The sequence below is a fragment of the Mesorhizobium sp. DxT genome, assembly GCF_058448885.1.
On sequence record NZ_JBZFLJ010000003.1, the window covers coordinates 360,460 to 380,306 of the forward strand.

Sequence of the window (19,847 nt, forward strand, 5' to 3'; positions counted from 1 at the left end):
TCGTCCGCGATCACGTCACGCCGGCTTCAGTGCCGGCTCGACGTCGGTATGGACGAAATCGTCGCCTTTGAACAGCAGTGGAAGGCCGCGTGTCTTGGCCAGGGCGTAAGCGAAACAGTCGCCCATGTTGAGGTTGGCACCGTGTTTCGATCCTCTGCCGTAGCGGGCATAGGCATTCTTGGCCGCTCGGAGTTGTTCGACGTCGAACGGGGCGAGTTCGGGCTCGATAAGCGAAAGTAGCGTCTCGATCTGCCTCTCGCCGTCGGTTAGTTTCTCGCGCCTGGACACGCAATACAGTTCATGAAGCGTGCCCGTACTGATCACTGGATAAAGGTAGTGGTCGAGATATCGCCGGAAGCGATCGGCATCATCCTCTCGGAACAGGATCGCCGCGATGGCCGAGGTGTCGACCACAAAGCTCAACGCAGCCCTTCCTCCCACATCTCGTCACTAACCTTCTTCAGATCGAAAGGAGTTTTCGGCTTGACGCCCAGCTTCTCCAAATCCTCCAGAATGGAGGCTCTGCGGCGAGGCGCCTTGACGCTCTCCGTCAGAACATCGCGAATTTCTTGCTCCATCGATACACCGCGTTCTGCCGCGCGTTTGCGCAGTTCACGCTTTATCCCGTCATCAACGTTGCGGATCGTCAAAGTGCTCATAGCTCGGGCCCGTTATGTGAGCGGCCAGATGACCTGCTAGCAATGTAAGCATTGCTAGCATTGCAGTCAAATTGCCCTACCCGAGCTGCACCGCGATCCAGATCAACGTCGCCGCGATGATCCATAGTGCTATCCGCCCGGATCGCGTCCGCCGAGCCTCGACGCGTCCGATCTTGTCGGCCGTTTCGTCGTCGAAACGAAGCCCGTTTTCGGCCATTGCGTCGATCTCACGCGACAGTCGCTCGGTGCGCGCAGCAAGGTCGGGTGCTTGGCGGGCCAGCGAAACCAGCGCGCCGACCCCATCGCGGGCGTCCTCGAGAATGCCGCGCGGCCCCAGATTGGCCCTGATCCAGTCGCCCACCACCGGCTCCGACGTCTTCCACATGTTGAAGGCAGGGTCGAGCGTGCGCGCCACGCCCTCCACCACCACCATTGTCTTCTGCAGCAGCACCAGCTCGGTCCGGGTCTGCATGTCGAACAGCTCCGTCACCTCGAACAGCAGTGTCAGCAGCCGCGCCATGGAGATGGTTTCGGCCGGCTGCCCGTGGATCGGCTCGCCGATGGCGCGTATCGCCTGCGCGAAGGCATGCACGTCGTGTGTGCGCGGCACGTAGCCGGCCTCGAAATGCACCTCGGCGACGCGCAGATAATCGCGCGTGATGAAGCCGTAGAGGATTTCGGCGAGGAACCGGCGTTCCTTCTTTCCGAGCCGCCCGGCAATGCCGAGGTCGACGGCGACGATGGTCCCGTCCGCTTCCACGAACAGGTTGCCGGGGTGCATGTCGGCATGGAAGAACCCGTCGCGAAGCGTATGACGCAGGAACGACTGTATCAGGGATGCCGCCAGCGCCTTGAGGTCGTGCCCCGCGGCGCGCAGGCCCTCGATGTCGTTCATCTTGACGCCGTCGATCCACTCCATGGTGACGACATCGCGCCCGGTGCGCTCCCAGTCCACCCAAGGCACGCGGAAGCCCGGGTCGTCGCGCGTGTTCTCGCCGAGCTCGGACAGGGCCGCCGCTTCGAGCCGCAGATCCATTTCGATCTTGGTCGTCTGGGCGAGTGTCTGCGTCACCTCGACGGGCTTCAGCCTGCGCGAGGAAGGCATGAAGCGCTCCTGCATCCGCGCGGCGATGAAATAGCTCTCCAGGTCGTTGAAGAAGCGCCGGCGCACCCCCGGCCGGATCACCTTCACCGCGACTTTCGTCTCGGCGCCATACCGCAGAACGGCTGCCGGATGAACCTGCGCGATCGATGCGGCGGCGATTGGCGCGTCGAAATGCTGGTAGAGTTCCGAGATCGGCCGGCCCAGCGATTCCTCGATCTCCGCCACGGCCTCCGCGGTCGGAAAGGTCTTCATCCGGTCCTGAAGGTTGGCGAGGTCCATCGCCACGTCGGCACCGACGACGTCCGGGCGCGTCGCCAGGAACTGGCCGAGCTTCACGTAGGAGGGGCCCAGCCGATCTACGGCAAGCGACATCCTCTGGCTGCGCTCGCGATTCTTCACCTTGCGCCGCGCAAGCAGTTTCGCCGTCCGCCAAGCCATTCGGGGCGCGCCGGTAAGCTGATCGCCCGGCAACGCTGCGAACACGCCCTCGCGTGCGAGAATCCAGCCGGCGCGAACGAGCCGGAAATAGGCGCCCAAAGTACTCATACTGCCGCCTGCTTCAAAGCTTCCAGCCCGAATGCAGCGCCGCGATGCCGCCCGAATAGTCGCGCCAGGTTACCCGGTCGAAGCCGGCCTTCCGGATCATCGCCGCGAAATTCTCCTGGTTGGGGAACTTGGCAATCGACTCCACCAGATAGCGGTAGGGGTCACCCTCGCCGGCAACGATTTCGCCGATGCGCGGAATGGCGTTGAAGGACCAAGCCTCGTAGGCCTTGTCGAGAAGCGGCATCCGCACTTCCGAGAATTCGAGGCACAGGAGACGTCCCCCCGGCTTCAGAACGCGAAACGCTTCGGCAAGCGCCACATCGATGCGCGGCACGTTGCGTATACCGAAGGCGATCGTATAGGCGTCGAAGGTCCGGTCTTCGAAGGGCAGTTCCTCGGCGTTCGCCTCGACGAAATCGATATGCTGGGCGATGCCGCGCTGCTCTGCCCGGTCGCGGCCCACGGCCAGCATAGACCCGTTGATGTCCAGCACGGTCGCATGCGCGATGCGCCGCGACGCCTCGATGATACGGAACGCGATGTCGCCCGTTCCGCCGGCGACGTCCAGCACGCGCCAGCCGGGCCGCCTTGGCGGGTTCAGCCAGGCAACCATCGCATCCTTCCAGAGACGATGAAGGCCACCCGACATCAGGTCGTTCATCAGGTCGTAGCGATTGGCGACCTTATGGAATACGTCGTTGACGAGACCCTGCTTCTCGCCAGCGCCGACCTCGCGAAAGCCGTAGGCCGTCTCCATGCCGCCCGTGGCGGTCGTGCGCTGTTCCGACATATGCTCACCTGTTCGAATTTTGGCCGGACCATAGCCGATCGTGGAACGGGGCGCTATTGTCGAAGCCGCGATGAACGGCCGCGCCTCGCAGCGGCGAGACGAGGAGAATGCGATGGCGCTGAAGGCCGAACTGCACTGCCATGTGGAAGGCGCCGCCGCGCCCGACCTGGTGATCGAACAGGCGCGCAAATACAACAAGCCGGTCGAGCCTTTCATCCGGGATGGCTCGTTCGTGTGGCACGATTTCACATCTTTTCTCGCCGCCTACGACTTCGCCGCCGACCTGTTCCGCACGGAAGAGGACTACGCGAAGCTCACCGAGCACTACCTGACCGGCCTTGCCCGGGATGGCGCGATCTATTCCGAAGTCTTCACCTCGCCCGACCACGCCACCAAGGCCGGTCTTTCGCCGAAGGCGTACACCGATGCGCTCGGCGAAGGCATGATGCGCGCCAAGGCCAAGACCGGCATAGAAGGCCGCATGATCGTCACCGGCGTACGTCATTTCGGGGTCGAATCGGTCGAGGCTGCGGCGCGCTTTGCGGCCAAATGCGGCCATCCGCTGGTCACCGGCTACGGCATGGCGGGCGAGGAGCGTTTCGGGGAGGTCGAGGATTACGTCCGCGCCTTCGAGATCGCGCGCGAGGCAGGCCTCGGCATCACCGTCCATGCCGGCGAACTTGCGGGCTGGGAAAGCGTGCAGGCCGCGCTCGACCATCTGCGGCCGTCACGTATCGGCCACGGTGTTCGAGCGATTGAAAACCCCGATCTCGTCAGGCGCATCGCCGCCGAAGGCATCGTGCTCGAGGTCTGCCCGGTCTCGAACATCGAACTGAAAGTCTTCCCGTCCTTTGCCGAACACCCTTTCCCCGCGCTGCGCAAGGCAGGCTGCAAGGTTACGCTGAACTCCGACGATCCGCCCTATTTCTGGACGTCGCTGAAGCGCGAATACGAGGTCGCGGCCGAGCATTTCGGTCTGTCCGGCAAGGAATTGAATCAGATCACCCGCGTCGCGATCGAGGCCGCTTTCGTCGACCGCAAGACGCGGGCGGCGTTGCTGGCAAGGCTCGATGCGCCCGCATCGCGTCACTGACAAATTTGTGGTTGTCGAAACGCGCACGGTATCTCCATTGCCGCGCAGTCGTTAATATCGCCGGCAATCAACGGATTTCGGAGAGCAAGGCACATGAATGGCGTAACCGTGGTCGATCACCCGCTTGTCCAGCACAAGCTCACCATCATGCGCGACAAGGAAACCTCGACGGCCAGCTTTCGCCGCCTGCTGCGCGAGATTTCGCTGCTCCTGTGCTACGAGGTCACGCGCGAGCTGGACCTGACCACACGCACCATCGAAACGCCGTTGATGCCGATGGAAGCGCCGACGCTCGAGGGCAAGAAGCTTGTGTTCGCTTCGGTGCTGCGCGCCGGCAACGGCCTGCTCGACGGCATGCTCGACCTGGTGCCGGCCGCCCGCGTCGCCCATATCGGCCTCTACCGCGATCACGACACGCTGGAGGCCGTGGAGTATTTCTTCAAGGCGCCGGGCGACCTTGAGGATCGCCTCGTCATCGTGGTGGACCCGATGCTTGCGACGGCGAACTCGGCGATAGCGGCCGTCGACAAGCTCAAGCAGCGCGGCGCGACCAATCTACGCTTCCTCTGCCTGCTGGCCGCGCCCGAGGGCATCGAGCGCTTCACATCGGCCCACCCCGACGTGCCGGTCTTCACCGCCTCGATCGACGAGAAGCTCAACGAGAAGGGCTACATCGTGCCGGGCCTCGGCGATGCCGGAGACAGGATGTACGGCACCAAATAAGTGCCTGACCGTCCTCTAAGCGACCACCCGGCTCACTGACTTTGCTTCGCCGTGCGCGGCCGGATCGTAGATGACCATGCGGTTGCGGCCCTGTTGCTTGGCCGCATAGAGTGCGTGGTCTGCCTTGCTGGCGGCACTTTCGAGCGTGTCCGAGGCGCTGACGAGATGCGCGCCGATGGATGTTGTGACGCGCAGCTTCGAGCCGCCGGCGATATCGATCGGGCGCGCGCGGATCGTATTGAGTATCTTGTCGCCGATGACTGCCAGCGAGCGCATGTCGCAGGCCTTCAGGATCACCACGAACTCGTCGCCGCCCCAGCGGGCACACAGATCCTGTTCGCGGGTCACTTCAAGCAGCCGCTGCGCGACCTCGGCGATGACGACATCGCCGACCACATGGCCATGGCCATCATTGACGGATTTGAAGTGGTCGATATCGAGGATCAGCAGGCCTGGGCGCGGCGCATCGATGGTCATGCGCCTTTCTTCCTGCGCGAAAGCTTCCACGAAGCCGCGCCGGTTCAGTACGCCGCTGAGCTGGTCGACATAGGCGATCCGCTCGAGCTGCTCCGTGCGCTGGCGAACGGCCGCTTCCAGCATGGCCCGGTCGGTTCCGACTGTCCGCGCCATCACGTTCAGGGTCCGTGCCAGCCGTGCGATCTCGTCCGAGCCCCCTTCGTCGGCGACCTGTGAAAAGTCGCCAGCCTCGATGCGTCGCACGACGGTTTCGGTGCGCGCCAGCCGATCAAGCACGCTGCGCTTGAAGAGGTAGGTGACCAGCCCGGCTGCAACGAGCATCACCAGCCCGATCAGGCAGGCTATGGGGCCGAAAAGGCGGCGATCTATGATCGTGCCGACGTCCATCAGCGTGACGTTGTACCAGCCGAGCTCACGGAGGTGGCCGACACCGACGAGCATGTCCGTGCCGTTCACCTTCAGGAAGCGTGCCTGCGCCTTGCCGCCACCTTGCTCAGCCACCGCGTCCATCATTGCCGCGAACGTTGCGCGGTCACCTTCCGTATCGAGGAAACGGAAGAACGTCTTCTTGTCGCTGTCGTCCTTGGTCAGGCTGCGGAAATCGATCAGGCTGGCGTCCCGGCTGGCCTGCACCGCGCCCGACCGGTCTACGAACATGCTCTCGACGCCGGGCTGGTCGCTCTCGACGACCTCGCGCAGGAAGGTGGTCAGGTCGATGCCTGTGCCAACGACGCCGAGCACGTCGCCATTTTCCTCGATGACGCAGTTCATCCACACCTTGGTGACTGCCAGCACGACGTCGTGGTTGACGTTGAGATGGCAGCCGGGGCCGGCGGCGAGCGTCTTGTAGTACCAATCGTCGCTTGGATTGTCCGTGGACACCGCGTAGCGCAGCTGGTCGCCGGTATAGGTGCCGTTGTGATCATTGAAGTAATAATTGCCGGACGAGCCGACGATGAAGAAGTAGCTGCGGTCGATGAACGTTCGCCGGAAATGCTCCAGCTCGGCGATCCCGCGCGCCTTGCTGTCGGCACCGAACTCGTTGCGAGCCCAGTCGATGATCGTCGGCGAGCGCATCAGCGTCTCGGCCAGCGCTACCTCGCGCCGCAGCGCCTCCAGGCCGCGATAGCGGTCGTAGAGGATCTGCCGCTCGGCAAAAAGCGTGCCCAGTGTGACCACCGTCCGATCGACGATCCATGTGAAGGCAAGAGCGGCCGGAATAGCGACCGTGACGAACGCCGCTAGCGTCAGGACAAGCACGCGCAGGCGCAGACTGGCCGCGAATTTTTGCTTCAGCGACGTCAGAATACTGGCTGCCATGAATACCCCGGTCCCGCAGCTTGGGCGAACAGCCCAAGCCTTTCCCCTGCCTGAAGGACGGTATGTATCCGAACTTTAGTTAAAAGACAGCCATCGCGGTGCAGCCGCCGACAGGCTTTGCGAAGGCAGCCTATTGACGGAACGTCGGCGCGGGCGCAGAGCGTCGAAATGCGCTGGCTTTCTACGGGCCGCGTTTCCTTTCCGTTTGCCCGGAGGCGTCGTGACCTACTCAGGACTGTTTCAACTCGGCGCGTCGACCGTGATCTTCGTGCTGGCCGCCAGCGCCGCCAAAGGCTGGACGATAACCCCCACCCACTGGCGGCTTGCTCTCGTCCTTGCGCTTTATACGGCGGGCAACCTGATCATGCTGCGCCTGATCCGCGAGTTCGGCATGGGTGTGGCTCTCAGCCTCTCCGCCGTCATCCAGCTTGTCGCGGTCAACCTCGTCGCTTTCCTGTGGTTCGGCGAGAAGGTGAACGCGCTTCAGGGACTGGGCATTCTGGCGGCCATCGCGGCAATAGGCCTGATCACCGTCGGGCCCTACCTTTCCGCACGCTGATTGCTGCCCGCGCGCCGGCTAGTCGCCGCGATAGATCAGCCAGTTCTTGGCGAAGTTGTTGGCAGATAGCGTCGAGAAGCGCGTAACGCGGTTACGCCCTGCGGACTTGGAGGCATAGAGGGCGCGGTCGGCCTTGACATAAAGGTCGTCTGGCCCCTGCGCCTGCGTGGCCATGCAGATGCCGAGCGAGATCGTGATCGGCCCGTAGTTGGTGCCCTTCGCTACGTTCACGAAAGGCGCTTCCATCACCGCCTGCCGGATTTCTTCGGCAACCCGTGCGGTCGCTTCCTCTCCGGAGCCTTCCAGGATAACGGCAAATTCCTCTCCGCCCGTGCGCGCAACGAAGGTACGTTCCTTGACGGTGGAACGCATGATGCTGGCGACGATCTGGATGATGCGGTCCCCGACCGGATGCCCGAAGCGATCGTTGACCGACTTGAAGCTGTCAATGTCCGCGAGGATAAGCGCGCCGAAGGCGATGCCGCGATTGCTGTCATAGATGCCCGCGATCGCCTGGTCGAAGGCTCGCCGGTTCTGCAACTGGGTCAGCGCATCCGTTTCCGCGAGGCGCTTGTATTCCTCGAGCTTGGACTTGACGTCGCGCAGCTCCTCCGACTTGTTGGTAATGGAGGAGACGATGTGGCTGCGGTTCTCGATCGACGCGCGCGTTGCCGTCGCTGTTACGCCGATGATCTTGTCCAGAAATTCGCGCGTGATCGCTTGTTTGTTGCCGAGCCCGTTCGAGGTCTCGCCAAGTATCTTGCTGTAGGTCTCCATCGAGGTCCGCTCCTTCTTGAGGAGCGTGATGATCTCGTCGAGCTTGGTCGTGATCGAATCGCGAGCCTCGTCGGCGGCGCCGTCGTTCGGGCGAGACAGGAACCGGCGGGCTGCCTCGTCGAGCTGCTTCTGCGTCGGGCGGCCGCCAAGCGCCGAAAGCGCATCGGACAGCTCCTTGTTGCCGGCGGTGACGGCCTCGTAGAAAAGTTCATAGTTGCGCGGCAGCGGCACCACGCCGAGCTGGCGCATCGTCAAAACGACGGTTGCCGCAGCATCGGGGCGGTTGCCGTTGCCCTCGGCGCGGCGTGGCTCCGGCTCATCCGGTGCCTGTGTCGTTGGCCTACCTGTCCCCAAACCAATCCCTCGCCACGCATGCGCAGATGGTCTCGCAGGCGATCCTGCAGACCGTTGCGCGATCCGCACCCAAATTTGAATCAAGCTAACCCTACGTCATTAAACGTAGGTTAAGTGCTGACGTCCCCAGCGCCCGACCTTCGCTCCCATTAAACGTGCCGTCGCGTAATCACAATACGCCAACAACATTCCGTGAAGCGGAACACATGCCGCCGGTGCGCCTTAAGTGTGTAAGCAACCTCGACATTCGCCCGATCCACGAAGGACCTTACATGCATCGTTCTCTGTTTCACGCGCTGGCAGCATCACTGGCCGTTGCAAGCTTGTCCCTGCCGGCCCACGCGATCGAGGAAACCTTCGAAACTGAAACGGGCCCGATCCGCGTCTCGACGGTCGCCGATGGACTGAGGCACCCGTGGGCGATCGCGTTTCTGCCAGGCAGCACAGGCATGCTGGTCACGGAGCGCGCCGGCAATCTCCGGCACATCGGCGAAGACGGGTCCGTCTCCGAGCCCATCGGCGGCGTGCCGGAAGTCGACGCGAGAGGTCAGGGAGGCCTTCTGGACGTTGCTCTCGATCCGGACTTCGAACAAAACCGACTGGTCTATCTCAGCTTCGCCGAGGCAGGACGCGGGGGCAACGGCACGGCGGTTGCGCGCGGTCGTCTGAACGAAGATTTGTCCGCGCTCGAAGATGTCGAGATCATCTTCAGCCAGCAGCCCAAGGTCCAGAGCCGGGCGCATTACGGATCGCGGCTGGTTTTCGACGGGCAGGGCCATCTTTATGTGACGCTCGGCGAGCGTTCGCAGGCGAAGTTTCGCGGGCAGGCGCAGGATCTGGACTCCCATCTCGGAAAGATCGTACGCATCAATCCCGACGGCAGCGTGCCGGACGACAACCCCTTTGTGGGCCGGGACGACGCGTTGCCCGAAATCTGGGCATACGGCGTACGCAACGTGCAGGCCGCAGCCCTCCATCCCGAAACGGGGGTTTTGTGGGAGATCGAGCATGGTCCGCGCGGTGGCGATGAACTCAACATCATCGAGCCGGGCGCGAATTACGGCTGGCCGCTGGTCACGCTCGGCGTCGAATATAGTGGCGGTATCATCGGCGAGGGACTGGAAACCGCCGAAGGCATGGTCGACGCCATCTATACATGGACACCCGTCATCGCGCCTTCGGGCATGATGTTCTACGGCGGTGATGCGTTTGAGGAATGGCAGGGCGACCTTTTCGTCGGCGGCCTTGCTTCGACGGCGCTCGTGCGGCTGGAACTCGATGGCGACAGCGTCACCCACGAGGAGCGACTGCTCGAGCCGCTCGGTCTGCGCATCCGCGATGTTGCGGAAGGGCCGGATGGCGCGATCTACGTGGCGACGGACGAGCAGAACGGCGGCATCCTGCGCATCGCGCCCGCCGACTGAGCAGGCCTTCACCAAGCGGGTTCGGCAGCCGGGACGAAATTCCGGGTCACACTTCTGGCGGCTATCTCGTCATGTCAGTGAAAGGAAACTGACATGACACGAATCCTGCTTGTTGTTCTGGCCGCCTATCACGGCATCAACGGGGCTGTGATGCTCGCAGCACCCGAAACCTGGTATTCCGTCGTTCCCGATGTCGAGCATACGGGGCCGATTAACGTCCATTTCATTCGCGACATAGGTCTCGGCTTCCTTGCGGCGGCGATGGCTCTGGTGCTTGTCGCGCGCGGCCGCCGGAGCGCGCTGCTTCCGGCATTGGTCTTTCTCGGAGGCCACGCTGCACTGCATGTTGTCGAAATGATCGCCCACGGTACGACCGCGACCGCGGCCGTGAGAGACCTGACGACCATAGTGCTGCCGGCCCTGCTGCCGTTGGTCGCCTTGAAGTCGGTATCCACGATCCCGAACGGGGAGCGTGCATGATGCTCACCAAAATTCTGAAGGCCGCATTCGATCGATTCGGCCGGCGCTACGACTACGACACGCGTTACCTCGCCGAAGTGGCGGAGGTGGACTTGGCCGGCGGGGTCAAGCTGGGGCTGGTCTCGCTCTTTACCAGCCACACCTTCCGGGCACCGCGAGATGCCTACTACGCCGCAAAGATCACGGCGGTGCGTCACGCCGATTGCGGTTCGTGCCTGCGGCTCGCCGTTGCAATGGCGCTGGAGGCGGGCGTCGAAAGGGGCAAAATCGTCGCGCTGCTCGCCGGACCCGCGGACGCGGTTCCCGAAACGATGCGGTTCGCAAGCCGATACGCCGAGGCGGTTATAGGCAACCATCCCGGCCACATGGAGCTGGTCGAGGAATGCCGCGCGCGCTGGGGTGAGGAAGGACTTGCCGGGCTTGCCGCCGCCACTGTATCCGGCATGTTCTACCCGCTGTTGAAGCGCGGGCTAGGCCACGGGAATGCCTGCGAGCCGGTCCTTGCCACGCTCAAGGTTCAAAGCGAAGGGGTGGCGGCAGATGGTTGAAGGTGAGGAACGTCGTCTCGAGGCCTATCTCGCCCATCGGCAGCGACTGCTGCGCCTTGCCTACAGGCATCTCGGGTCGGTAGGCGAGGCCGAAGACATTGTGCAGGATGCATGGATCCGTTTCCAGGCCTCGCCCGAACCCCTCGATGCCGGGCGGTTTCTGTCGCGGATCGTGACCAATCTGTGCCTCGATCGGTTGAAGTCCGCGCGCGCGAGGCGCGAAACCTATGTCGGCCCCTGGTTGCCGGAGCCGCTCATCGAGAAAGCCGGCATCGTTGAGCCTGAAGTCGGCGAGACGGCGCTGGACATTTCATTCGGCGTCATGCGCGCCCTCGAGCGCCTGTCGCCTTTGGAGCGGGCGGTGCTGTTCCTGCACGACCTGTTCGACATGCCGTTCCACGAGATTGCCGACACGCTCCAGCGCTCCCCCGCGGCGTGTCGCAAGATGGCGACAAGGGCAAGGTCGGCGCTGGCCGCGTCCGGGCAGAGGTTCCGGCCCAGCGCAGGCGATGTCGACCGGTTCCAGCAGAGCTTCATGCAGACATTGGCCAGTGGCGACCTGGAGCCCTTCAAGCGCCTGCTCGCGGATGAGGTCGAGTTCGTATCCGACGGAGGTGGCAAGGTCGCGGCTGCGCTGCAGGTCGTCAGTGGTGCCGATAAGGTCGCCCGTCTTCTTTATGGTCTGGCACAGAAGCAGCTCGAACATCGTGTGGCCAGTTCCGAACTGGCGCGCATCAACGGCCTGCCGGGTCTGGTGATCGCGCTGGACGGACAGCTCGACCAGACGATGAGCCTGGAGCTCGACGAAAACGGCCTGATCGCGGGGATATACGTGGTGCGCAATCCCGACAAACTTGCCCATATTCGGTTTCAACCCGAAGCGGATTTGGGCTCGGTTGCTTCCCCCGTATCTGCCGGTAGCGATTCGACTGGCTGAACGCCGGTATCGTCCGCCGGCGCTTCGCCCCACACGACCTGCTTGTAGTCGAACCCATAGACCAGTGTCGGCTTGACGATCTGGAAATAGGGGGAGAGGTCGAAGTCGCGCGGCGTATAAAGCGAGTGGTGGCGGATATGCATGATTTCCGCCCGCGAGAAACTGGACTGGGCCGACGCCCTGCCCGGCGCCCGGGTGATTTCAGGAAGGATCGGATAGCCGATCTCGCCATAGGCCTCCGCGATCATCGACGAGCAGATCGCTCGCGTCGGGTCGCCCGATCCGAAGGCCAGCATGCGTCTGCGCCAGCGCACCGGTACCGGCGGCGTCGGCAGGAAGTAGCGCAGCATGTCGAGGATGTTCTTGGTGTCGTATTTCAGGCCCAGCCGCGAGGTCATGAACTCGACGACATGTTTGCGGTCTTCCGGCGTCAGCCCCAGCGCCCGGCAGATGCGGGTATTGTAGGTCTGGTATTTCGACAGCGGCACCGCCACGCAGCCTTCGCCCAGATTGACCTCGATGAGGCGCGGCCGCTCCGAGCCGTCCTCCGGTTCATCCAGCGCATCGCCGACATAGAGTGCGGCGTGCGACCAAGTCGACTGCGTCAGATATTTGATCGCGGCCGATATCTTCTGGTTGCCCTCGATCAGCAGAATGTCGCCGGGCTGCAATGTGCGCCGCAGCGTTTCGGGGTCCGAAGGCGTATAGGGCTCGTAGCCGGAGGATTCCGTCTGCAGCCGGCGCGCCAGAAAGCGGCCGAGGCGGTCGAGGAGCGTGTCGGTTTGCTGGGTCATCCTGTGCCGGGTAGCGTTCGTCGAAAGCGCGCGGCACGCTATCAAGTCGGGCTCCGAAGCGCAAAGGCGGAAGACGCAGTTGGCGCATTGCCGCCGAGCGACCTTGATAAGCTGCGCCGTCTCGTCTATATCAACGTCAAATTCTTGGTCGGTATGGCGAAGAGTGGGTCCACCCGGTCCCGCTCTTTTTTGTTAACCGGCGTCTGGAGACGAAATGGCAGAATCTGCTTCCGGCGATGATCGCATCATTCGCGAGACTGGCGTCGACGCGCGAGTCGCGTCGATCATCATGCCTGTGCTCGACACGATCGGTTTTCGGCTGGTGCGCGTGCGCCTCTCCGGCCAGAACGGCCTGACGCTTCAGATCATGGCCGAGCGCAATGACGGCACGATGGATGTCGAAGGTTGCGAGGAAGTCAGCCGCGCCATTTCGCCGGTGCTCGATGTGGAAGATCCCATCGACAAGGCGTATCATCTTGAGGTGTCCTCGCCGGGCATCGACAGGCCGCTGGTGCGCAAGTCCGATTTCGAGGCGGCTCTTGGCCATCTGATCAAGATGGAAACGGCGGTCATGGTTGCCGAGCGCAAGCGCTTTCGCGGCAAGATCGCGTCGACCGACGGCGAGGCTGTCACGATCGAGCGCGATCAGGCGAGCTACGGCGACGAGCCGGTGGTGACCGTGCCCTGGGATGCCATTGCCGAGGCAAGGCTAATCCTGACCGACGACCTCATCGACGAGGCGTTGAAGAAGGACAAGCAGGCCCGCCAGCAGGCCAAGAAGAAAAGCGGCGCGGAAGAAGACGACGCTGCCGAACACGAGCCCGATAACGACAACTGAGACGAGCACCCGGCAGGCGCCGGTGGAAATGCCCGAGGAGACTAACATGGCAGTCAGTGCAAACAGGCTGGAACTTCTGCAGATCGCCGATGCGGTCGCGCGCGAAAAGTCGATCGACAAGCAGATCGTGATCGCGGCGATGGCCGATGCGATCCAGAAGGCGGCGCGCTCGCGCTACGGTCAGGAAACCAACATCCGCGCCGACATCAATCCCAACACCGGTGAGATGAAGCTGCAGCGGCTTCTCGAGGTGGTCGAGGAAGTCGAGGAATCGGCGCGCGAGCTTTCGCTGGCCGACGCCCGCACCCGCAACCCCGATGCCCAGGTCGGCGACTTCATCGCCGAGCAGCTCCCGCCGATGGATTTCGGCCGCATTGCAGCCCAGTCGGCCAAGCAGGTCATCGTGCAGAAGGTGCGCGAGGCCGAGCGCGACCGCCAGTACGATGAATACAAGGATCGTATCGGCGAGATCGTCAACGGTTCCGTCAAGCGCGTCGAATACGGCAACGTTGTGGTCGACCTTGGCCGCGGCGAGGCGATCATCCGTCGCGACGAGCTGATCCCCCGCGAGAACTTCAAGTATGGCGACCGTGTCCGCGCCTATGTCTATGACGTGCGCCGCGAGCAGCGCGGGCCTCAGATTTTCCTCTCGCGCACGCATCCGCAGTTCATGGCGAAGCTGTTCACGATGGAAGTGCCGGAGATTTACGACGGCATCATCGAGATCAAGTCGGTGGCCCGCGATCCGGGCTCGCGCGCCAAGATCGCCGTCATCTCGCGTGACTCCTCCATCGATCCCGTCGGCGCCTGCGTCGGTATGCGCGGTTCGCGCGTGCAGGCCGTCGTCGGCGAGCTGGGCGGCGAGAAGATCGACATCATTCCGTGGTCGCAGGATGCGGCTGCCTTCATCGTCAACGCGCTGCAGCCTGCCGAAGTGGCCAAGGTCGTGCTCGACGAGGAGGCTGAGCGCATCGAGGTCGTGGTGCCGGACGACCAGCTCTCGCTGGCGATCGGCCGTCGCGGCCAGAACGTGCGCCTCGCCTCGCAGCTTACCGGCTGGGATATCGACATCCTGACCGAGCAGGAGGAAAGCGAGCGTCGCCAGAAGGAATTCGTCGAACGCTCCTCGCTGTTCATGGATGCACTCAACGTCGACGAGATGGTCGGCCAGGTGCTGGCGTCCGAAGGTTTCACCTCGGTCGAGGAAGTCGCCTATGTCGAGTCGGACGAGATTTCCTCGATCGACGGCTTTGATGAAGGCACGGCTGAAGAGATCCAGATGCGCGCCCGCGAATACCTCGAGAAGATCGAGGCCGAGCACGACGCCAAGCGCCGTGAACTGGGCGTCGAGGACGAGCTGCGCGAGATTCCGGGCGTCACCACCGCCATGATGGTCACCCTTGGCGAGGATGGCGTGAAGACGATTGAGGATTTTGCCGGCTACGCGATCGACGATCTGGTCGGCTGGAAAGAGCGCAAGGATGGCGAGACGAAGTTCTATCCTGGCGTGCTGGCGGACTTCGGCGTCAGCCGTGCCGATGCCGAGCAGATGGTTGTCGCCGCCCGTCTGAAGATGGGCTGGATCAGCGAAGAAGACCTGGTCGAAGAGGCCGAGGAAACCGCCGAAGAGGAAGAAGCGACCGGAGCATGATGATGCGTCCGGCCGGGAGAGCCCTTGAACGAGATGAACGAACGCACATGTATAGTGACGCGCCGGGCGGGCGAGCCGGATGGCTTGCTGCGCTTCGTCGTGGCTCCGGACATGTCCGTCGTTCCCGATCTCAAGCGGCAGCTCCCGGGTCGCGGATGCTGGGTTAGCGCGGAACGCATTTACGTCGAGGAAGCGGCCCGCAAGAACCTCTTCTCCCGGGCGTTCAAGGCCAAGGTGACGCCGCCCGATGATCTGGGCGGTATGGTTGACATGCTGATGGCGCGTGCGGCGCTTGGCTCTCTCGGACTTGCCCGCAAGGCCGGACAGTTGGTCATGGGTGCGGCCAAGGTCGATAGTGCGATCCGCTCCGGCAAGGCCGCGCTGGTTCTGCATGCTCTGGAGGCCTCTCCAGACGGTGTGCGCAAGCTCGATCAGGCCCGCCGCGCGGTCGTGTGGCAGGAGGGCCCGTCCATCCCCGCCTACAAACTCTTTTCGGAGGCCGAATTGGGTTTGGCATTGGGGGGTACAAATGTGATACATGCAGCCGTGCTCGCTGGTGATACGGGCAAGGCGGTGCTTAAGCGCATGGTGGCGCTTGACCGATACAGGGGCGGTTCCCCCGAAGACCGGATGATGCTTGCGGCAACCGGCGATCATGATGACGCCGCAGAGGATATGGAATGAGTGATACCAAAGACGACAAGACGCTGAGCGTAAACCCGAAGAAGACGCTGACGCTGAAGCGCCCTGGCATGGAGCAGGGCACGGTGCGTCAGAACTTCTCGCACGGGCGGACGAAGGCTGTCGTCGTCGAAACCAAGAAGCGCAAGTTTTCCTTGCCTGGCGAGAAGCAGGAAGCGCCGCAGCCCGCGGTGACGCTGAAGCCGCGCGCGCCGCAGCCCGAGGCGCCGCAGCCGCCGGCGCCGCCGCGTCCGGTCGCTCCGGCAGCCCCTTCGTCGCGTTCGGGCATGGTGCTGAACGAGCTCTCCACTGAGGAGATGGACGCGCGCCGTCGTGCGCTGCAGGATTCCAAGGTGCGCGAGGTTGAGGAACGCAAGCGCGCGGCCGAGGATGCCGCGCGTCGCGCCGAGGAAGAAGAGCGCCGCCGCCACGAGCGCGAGGAATCCGCGCGCCGTCAGGCTGAAGAGGAAGCCCGTCTCCAGGCCGAGGCGGAAGCCCGTCGTCGTTCGGAAGAAGAAGCGCGCCGCCGCGCCCCTGCCGCTGAAACGCGGGCCGTCGAGGACGAGGAAGAGGCCAAGCCGCGTGGTGCCGCCGCCGTCAAGCGCGGCCCGGTCAAGCCGGAGGTTGCCACCCCGAAGCCCGTCAAGGCCAAGGGCGAGGAAGATCGCCGCCGTGGCAAGCTCACCCTGAATGCCGCGCTCGCCGGTGACGAGGCCCGCGGTCGCTCGCTGTCGTCGATGCGCCGACGCCAGGAGAAGTTCAAGCGCGCCATGCACGGCGAGACGCGCGAGAAGATCATGCGCGAAGTGGTGCTGCCCGAAACGATCACGATCCAGGAACTCGCCAACCGCATGGCCGAGCGGGCGGTCGATATCGTCAAGTACTTCATGAAGCAGGGCCAGATGATGAAGCCCGGCGACGTGCTCGACGCTGACACGGCTGAACTGGTCGCTTCGGAATTCGGTCACACGGTGCGCCGCGTTGCCGAGTCCGACGTCGAGGAAGGCCTGTTCAATATCGAGGACAACGCCGAGGACCTGAAGTCGCGTTCGCCGGTCGTCACCATCATGGGTCACGTCGACCACGGCAAGACCTCGCTGCTCGACGCCATCCGCCACGCGAACGTCGTGGCTGGTGAGGCGGGCGGCATCACCCAGCACATCGGCGCTTATCAGGTCGAGCAGGGCGGTCAGAAGATCACCTTCATCGATACGCCGGGCCACGCAGCGTTCACCGCGATGCGCGCCCGCGGCGCCCAGGCCACCGACATCGCGGTGCTGGTGGTTGCCGCCGACGACAGCGTGATGCCGCAGACGATCGAGTCCATCAATCACGCCAAGGCAGCGGGCGTTCCGATCATCGTTGCCATCAACAAGATCGACAAGCCGGAAGCCAACCCGCAGAAGGTTCGGACCGAACTCCTCCAGCACGAGGTGTTCGTTGAATCGATGGGCGGTGAGGTGCTCGACGTGGAGGTTTCGGCCACCAAGGGCACCAACCTCGACAAGCTGCTCGACGCGATCCTGCTCCAGGCCGAGATTCTCGACCTCAAGGCCAATCCGGACCGGACGGCCGAGGGCGTCGTCATCGAGGCGAAGCTGGACAAGGGACGTGGCTCGGTTGCGACCGTGCTCGTTCAGGCCGGAACGCTCAAGCCGGGCGACATTCTCGTCGCCGGCAACGAGTGGGGCCGCGTGCGTGCGCTCGTCAACGACCATGGCGACCAGATCAAGGAAGCCGGTCCGTCGATGCCGGTCGAGGTGCTCGGTCTCCAGGGTCCGCCGCAGGCTGGCGACCGTTTCGCCGTCGTCGAGAACGAGGCGCGGGCGCGCGAGATTTCCGAATACCGCCAGCGGCTTGCCCGCGAGAAGGCGGTTGCCCGCCAGGCTGGACAGCGCGGCTCGCTCGAGCAGATGATGTCGCAGCTCCAGACGACCGGTCTCAAGGAGTTCACGCTGCTCATCAAGGGCGACGTGCAGGGCTCGATCGAAGCGATCGTCGCCGCGCTGGACAAGCTCGGCACCGACGAGGTCCGGGCCCGCATCGTCCATTCGGGCGCTGGCGCCATCACTGAGAGCGACATCTCGCTGGCCGAAACCTCGGGTGCCGCCATCATCGGCTTCAACGTCCGTGCCAACAAGCAGGCGCGCGACGCGGCCGAACAGGCGGGCATCGAGATCCGCTACTACAACATCATCTACGACTTGGTGGACGACATCAAAGCGGCCATGTCCGGCCTGCTGTCGCCCGAGCGCCGCGAGACTTTCCTCGGCAATGCCGAGATTCTCGAGGTGTTCAACATCACCAAGGTCGGCAAGGTGGCGGGTTGCCGCGTGACCGAAGGCAAGATGGAACGCGGTGCCGGCGTGCGCCTGATCCGCGACAACGTCGTCATCCACGAGGGCACGCTGAAGACGCTCAAGCGCTTCAAGGACGAAGTCTCGGAAGTGCCCGTCGGCCAGGAGTGCGGCATGGCGTTCGCCAACTACGAGGACATCCGTCAGGGCGACGTCATCGAGGCCTATCGCGTCGAGATGGTCACGCGGACGCTCTAGCGCCCGGCAGCTACTTGCAAGTTCACTGACGCTGGCGGCGGGTTGTCCCGCCGCCGGCGCGTGTGCAACGGGCGTCCGGTTCCATCCCGGCCGCCGCGACACAGGAAACAGCCACCATGTCCCGCTTTTCCAGTTCCGGCCCATCCCAGCGCCAGCTTCGCGTGGGCGAGCAGGTGCGCCACGCGCTCTCCGACGTGCTTCAGCGCGGCGAGGTCCGCGACGATCTCATCGAATCCACCGTGATTTCGATCTCCGAGGTCAGCATGTCGCCCGATCTCAAGATCGCGACCGCGTTCGTCACGCCTCTTGGTGCGGCCGACGATCAGGCGGTCATCAAGGCGCTGGCGCGCAACGCGAAGTTTATCCGCGGCCGCGTGTCCGGCGCCCTCAAGCAGATGAAATACATGCCGGAATTCCGTTTCCGGCTCGACACCAGCTACGACAACATGGCCCGCATAGACGAATTGCTGCGATCTCCGGAAGTCGCTCGCGATCTCGATCACGACGGCGACGACGAGGAATAGCAATGGCGCGCCAACGCAAGAAGAAGGGCCGGCCGGTTTCTGGCTGGATGGTCCTGGACAAGCCGCTCGGCATGGGGTCGACCGAGGCCGTGTCCAAGATCAAATGGCTCTACGGCGCCGAGAAGGCCGGTCACGCCGGCACGCTCGACCCGCTTGCCTCCGGCATGCTGCCGATTGCGCTTGGAGAAGCGACCAAGACCGTTCCCTATGTACAGGACGGCGCCAAGGTCTACCGCTTCACGGTGAGCTGGGGCGAGGAACGCTCTACGGACGATCTCGAGGGCGCGGTGACAAGGTCCTCGCCGGAACGCCCTGACGAGCAGGCGATCCGCGCGCTCCTGCCGAAATATACCGGCGTGATCATGCAGATCCCGCCGCAGTTTTCAGCCGTCAAGATAGCCGGCGAACGAGCCTACGATCTGGCGCGCGAAGGCGAAGCCGTCGACATCCCTGCCCGCGAGGTGGAAATCGGCCGTTTCGACCTGGTCGAGATGCGCGGCGCGGATGCGACGGTATTCGAAATCGAGTGCGGCAAGGGTACTTATGTGCGTTCGCTGGCGCGTGACATGGGGCGCGACCTCGGCTGCTACGGACATATTTCCGAGCTTCGCAGAACGGAGGTCGATCCTTTCACCGCGGATGAGCTGGTCACCATGGCCGAAATCGAGCAGGCAATCGCGTCGGTGCAGCCGGCAGCGACCGAAGAGGATGAGGCCCCACAGGCGCCGCGTCCCGGACCGGATCAGTGGAAGGCGCTCGATGCACTCCTGATGGACACCGGCGCGGCTCTCGACTGCCTGCCGCAGGTGGTGGTCAACGACGACACGGCCGCTCGTCTCAGGCTCGGCAACCCTGTCATCGTGCGCGGACGCGATGCACCCGCGCAGGCTGACGAGGCCTGCGCCTTCGCCCGGGGCAGGCTGGTGGCGATCGGCGCGATCGAGGCGGGCATGTTCAAGCCAAAACGGGTCTTCAGCCTCTGATTTCCTCTGGCGAAACCGCGCGCCAGCGG

The 19,847-nt window shown here is 63.8% G+C and carries 19 protein-coding genes and 2 pseudogenes; 14 read left to right on the forward strand and 7 right to left on the reverse strand.

Features of this window, described 5'->3' with window-relative positions:
• Positions 1 to 15: 15 nt before the first annotated feature.
• The 4 genes from ACVJNE_RS08915 to ubiE form a co-directional block, all read right to left on the reverse strand.
• A complete protein-coding gene (locus tag ACVJNE_RS08915) occupies positions 16 to 414 on the reverse strand; it encodes a type II toxin-antitoxin system VapC family toxin (protein ID WP_499564929.1) in 399 nt (132 codons plus the stop codon).
• A 5-nt stretch (positions 415 to 419) separates the two neighbouring features.
• Complete coding sequence (locus ACVJNE_RS08920) at positions 420 to 659, reverse strand: FitA-like ribbon-helix-helix domain-containing protein (protein ID WP_499564806.1); 240 nt, start codon at positions 657 to 659, stop codon at positions 420 to 422.
• Between the two features lie 76 nt (positions 660 to 735).
• Positions 736 to 2,310: a 2-polyprenylphenol 6-hydroxylase gene (gene ubiB / locus ACVJNE_RS08925; RefSeq protein WP_499564808.1), complete on the reverse strand. Its 1,575-nt coding sequence runs from the start codon at positions 2,308 to 2,310 to the stop codon at positions 736 to 738.
• A 13-nt stretch (positions 2,311 to 2,323) separates the two neighbouring features.
• On the reverse strand, positions 2,324 to 3,100 hold the full coding sequence (gene ubiE / locus ACVJNE_RS08930; protein WP_499564810.1) for a bifunctional demethylmenaquinone methyltransferase/2-methoxy-6-polyprenyl-1,4-benzoquinol methylase UbiE: 777 nt from the start codon (positions 3,098 to 3,100) through the stop codon (positions 2,324 to 2,326).
• A gap of 112 nt (positions 3,101 to 3,212) precedes the next feature.
• On the opposite strand from ubiE, the gene ACVJNE_RS08935 reads away from it, so the two are divergent.
• Complete coding sequence (locus tag ACVJNE_RS08935; RefSeq protein WP_499564931.1) at positions 3,213 to 4,193, forward strand: adenosine deaminase; 981 nt, start codon at positions 3,213 to 3,215, stop codon at positions 4,191 to 4,193.
• A 93-nt stretch (positions 4,194 to 4,286) separates the two neighbouring features.
• Complete coding sequence (upp, locus tag ACVJNE_RS08940; protein WP_173188039.1) at positions 4,287 to 4,916, forward strand: uracil phosphoribosyltransferase; 630 nt, start codon at positions 4,287 to 4,289, stop codon at positions 4,914 to 4,916.
• Positions 4,917 to 4,931: 15 nt separating this feature from the next.
• On the opposite strand, the gene ACVJNE_RS08945 is transcribed toward upp, so the two are convergent.
• Positions 4,932 to 6,713 (reverse strand): sensor domain-containing diguanylate cyclase, encoded by a 1,782-nt coding sequence (locus ACVJNE_RS08945; RefSeq protein WP_499564812.1) that lies wholly within the window; start codon positions 6,711 to 6,713, stop codon positions 4,932 to 4,934.
• A gap of 220 nt (positions 6,714 to 6,933) precedes the next feature.
• Here ACVJNE_RS08945 and ACVJNE_RS08950 point away from each other — a divergent pair, with 220 nt between their 5' ends.
• Complete coding sequence (locus tag ACVJNE_RS08950; protein ID WP_173188035.1) at positions 6,934 to 7,272, forward strand: hypothetical protein; 339 nt, start codon at positions 6,934 to 6,936, stop codon at positions 7,270 to 7,272.
• Between the two features lie 18 nt (positions 7,273 to 7,290).
• Here the strand turns inward: ACVJNE_RS08950 and ACVJNE_RS08955 are convergent, their stop codons facing one another.
• Positions 7,291 to 8,403, reverse strand: a complete 1,113-nt coding sequence (locus ACVJNE_RS08955) for a GGDEF domain-containing protein (protein WP_499564814.1) — start codon at positions 8,401 to 8,403, stop codon at positions 7,291 to 7,293.
• A gap of 272 nt (positions 8,404 to 8,675) precedes the next feature.
• Between ACVJNE_RS08955 and ACVJNE_RS08960 the strand changes: the two genes are divergently transcribed.
• The 4 genes from ACVJNE_RS08960 to sigJ all read left to right on the forward strand — a co-directional run bounded on the left by ACVJNE_RS08960 (position 8,676) and on the right by sigJ (position 11,792).
• Entirely contained in the window at positions 8,676 to 9,827 is a 1,152-nt protein-coding gene (locus tag ACVJNE_RS08960) for a PQQ-dependent sugar dehydrogenase (protein WP_499564816.1), read from the forward strand.
• A 93-nt stretch (positions 9,828 to 9,920) separates the two neighbouring features.
• Positions 9,921 to 10,307 carry a hypothetical protein gene (locus ACVJNE_RS08965; RefSeq protein WP_499564818.1) on the forward strand — a complete coding sequence of 129 codons (387 nt, stop codon included), beginning with the start codon at positions 9,921 to 9,923 and terminating at the stop codon, positions 10,305 to 10,307.
• Entirely contained in the window at positions 10,304 to 10,855 is a 552-nt protein-coding gene (locus tag ACVJNE_RS08970; RefSeq protein WP_499564820.1) for a hypothetical protein, read from the forward strand. The genes ACVJNE_RS08965 and ACVJNE_RS08970 overlap by 4 nt, the downstream gene beginning before the upstream one ends.
• Positions 10,848 to 11,792, forward strand: coding sequence for an RNA polymerase sigma factor SigJ (gene sigJ / locus ACVJNE_RS08975; protein ID WP_499564822.1), 945 nt, complete (start codon positions 10,848 to 10,850; stop codon positions 11,790 to 11,792). Before ACVJNE_RS08970 ends, sigJ begins: the two co-directional genes overlap by 8 nt.
• On the opposite strand, the gene ACVJNE_RS08980 is transcribed toward sigJ, so the two are convergent.
• The gene (locus ACVJNE_RS08980) at positions 11,726 to 12,586 is read right to left on the reverse strand and encodes a YiiX/YebB-like N1pC/P60 family cysteine hydrolase (protein WP_444728403.1); all 861 of its coding nucleotides are present in this window, start codon (positions 12,584 to 12,586) and stop codon (positions 11,726 to 11,728) included. The genes sigJ and ACVJNE_RS08980 overlap by 67 nt on opposite strands.
• A 214-nt stretch (positions 12,587 to 12,800) precedes the next feature.
• Here ACVJNE_RS08980 and rimP point away from each other — a divergent pair, with 214 nt between their 5' ends.
• The 7 genes and pseudogenes from rimP to truB (ACVJNE_RS09015) all read left to right on the forward strand — a co-directional run.
• A complete protein-coding gene (gene rimP / locus ACVJNE_RS08985) occupies positions 12,801 to 13,424 on the forward strand; it encodes a ribosome maturation factor RimP (protein ID WP_499564824.1) in 624 nt (207 codons plus the stop codon).
• Between the two features lie 46 nt (positions 13,425 to 13,470).
• Positions 13,471 to 15,075, forward strand: a complete 1,605-nt coding sequence (nusA, locus tag ACVJNE_RS08990; protein WP_444728404.1) for a transcription termination factor NusA — start codon at positions 13,471 to 13,473, stop codon at positions 15,073 to 15,075.
• A 33-nt stretch (positions 15,076 to 15,108) separates the two neighbouring features.
• A complete protein-coding gene (locus ACVJNE_RS08995; RefSeq protein WP_499564933.1) occupies positions 15,109 to 15,759 on the forward strand; it encodes an RNA-binding protein in 651 nt (216 codons plus the stop codon).
• Positions 15,756 to 18,311 (forward strand): translation initiation factor IF-2, encoded by a 2,556-nt coding sequence (gene infB / locus ACVJNE_RS09000; RefSeq protein WP_499564826.1) that lies wholly within the window; start codon positions 15,756 to 15,758, stop codon positions 18,309 to 18,311. Before ACVJNE_RS08995 ends, infB begins: the two co-directional genes overlap by 4 nt.
• 116 nt (positions 18,312 to 18,427) lie before the next feature.
• Positions 18,428 to 18,835: a 30S ribosome-binding factor RbfA gene (gene rbfA / locus ACVJNE_RS09005; RefSeq protein WP_499564828.1), complete on the forward strand. Its 408-nt coding sequence runs from the start codon at positions 18,428 to 18,430 to the stop codon at positions 18,833 to 18,835.
• Positions 18,836 to 18,906: 71 nt separating this feature from the next.
• Positions 18,907 to 19,566 (forward strand): annotated as a pseudogene (gene truB / locus ACVJNE_RS09010) (tRNA pseudouridine(55) synthase TruB); the annotation flags it as partial.
• An 18-nt stretch (positions 19,567 to 19,584) separates the two neighbouring features.
• A pseudogene (truB, locus tag ACVJNE_RS09015) lies at positions 19,585 to 19,818 on the forward strand (tRNA pseudouridine(55) synthase TruB); the annotation flags it as partial.
• Between the last annotated feature and the right edge of the window lie 29 nt (positions 19,819 to 19,847).